Below are 1,459 nucleotides of genomic sequence, written 5' to 3'. Positions count from 1 at the left end.
GGGAGGCAGCGGGCACGACGGGCTCCCACGAACCGCTCGACACCCGCACGCTGTCCCGCTCCCTGTTCCTGCGGCTGGCCGCGCTGGGCAGCGCGGAGAGCCCGGAGCGTACGTACGTACGCGACACCCTGATCGAGCTCAACCTGCCGCTGGTGCGGTACGCGGCGGCGCGGTTCCGCTCCCGCAACGAGCCGATGGAGGACATCGTCCAGGTCGGCACGATCGGCCTGATCAAGGCGATCGACCGCTTCGACTGCGAGCGGGGCGTGGAGTTCCCGACCTTCGCCATGCCGACGGTGGTCGGTGAGATCAAGCGCTTCTTCCGCGACACGTCGTGGTCGGTACGGGTCCCGCGCCGCCTCCAGGAGCTGCGTCTGGCCCTGACCAAGGCGAGCGACGAGCTGGCCCAGAAGCTCGACCGCTCCCCGACGGTGCCTGAGCTGGCCGCGGTCCTCGGCGTCTCCGAGGAGGACGTGGTGGACGGCCTCGCGGTCGGCAACGCGTACACGGCCTCCTCGCTCGACTCCCCCTCCCCGGAGGACGACGGCGGCGAGGGCTCCCTCGCGGACCGCCTCGGCTACGAGGACGCGGCGCTGGAGGGCGTGGAGTACCGCGAGTCCCTCAAGCCCCTCCTGGCCAAACTCCCCCCGCGCGAACGCCAGATCATCATGCTCCGCTTCTTCGCGAACATGACGCAGTCCCAGATCGGCGAGGAGGTCGGCATCTCCCAGATGCACGTCTCCCGCCTCCTGACGAGGACGCTGGCGCAGCTGCGGGAGGGTCTGATCGCGGACTAGGCCGTCGCGGCCCCGCCCCGCCCGTCCGGCCCGGGGCCGCGCTCGCGGGGCGCCGGGTCCCCGGTCCCGTCGCCGGGTTCACAATTGACGGGTCGTCAGCAACACTGGCCCGATGCGACGTGCTGCGTTGATCGGCGTATCGGCGGCTGCCACGCTCGCCCTGGGCGGCGCACTGGCCGCCTGCGGCGGGGAGGGCGGTAAGCCCTATGTGGCCGTGGGAGCGGCCGGTTCCGGGCCGGAGACCGCACCGAGCGGGCCCGTTCCGCCCAGCGGCAAGGTGGAGTTGATTCCGCTGGACGGGGCGGGGAGCGCGGCCGGACGGGACGGGAGCGCCCGCGCGCCCGGTCCCGCCGTCCCCGGCGGCACCACCGGCGACGGCGGCGGACCCCACGAGAACCACAGTGCCCCGGCGCCGGGCGCAGACAGCACGGCCGGGGGCGACGGCACCCCCGGCACCGCCACGGGCACAAGCCCCACGGCCCCGGCCCCCGGCGGAGACGGCGCGGGCACCACGGGCGAACCCGGCACCGGAAGCCCGGCACCCGGCGGAAGCGGAAGCACGGGCGGCGGCACAGGCGGCACCGGTGGCGCAGGCGGCACGGGCAGCGCGGGTGGAACCACGGGCGGGACGACAGGCGGCACCACCCCCCGCCCGCCGACGC

1 protein-coding gene and 1 pseudogene are annotated in these 1,459 nt (G+C 74.9%); both read left to right on the top strand.

Translation table 11 applies throughout. The annotated features are described in order from the left end of the window. Positions 1-797: RNA polymerase sigma factor SigF (locus ACJA3G_RS36875; RefSeq protein WP_406557372.1), on the top strand; the 797-nt coding region annotated here is incomplete at its 5' end. Positions 798-909: 112 nt separating this feature from the next. Continuing rightward, positions 910-1,459: pseudogene (locus tag ACJA3G_RS36870) on the top strand (hypothetical protein); the annotation flags it as partial.

Source organism: Streptomyces sp. YS-3 (genome assembly GCF_045257485.1).
In the GTDB taxonomy this organism is placed as follows: Bacteria; Actinomycetota; Actinomycetes; order Streptomycetales; family Streptomycetaceae; genus Streptomyces.
Note: the sequence above shows the minus strand (reverse complement) of the source record. Positions and strands in the feature narration are given on the sequence as shown.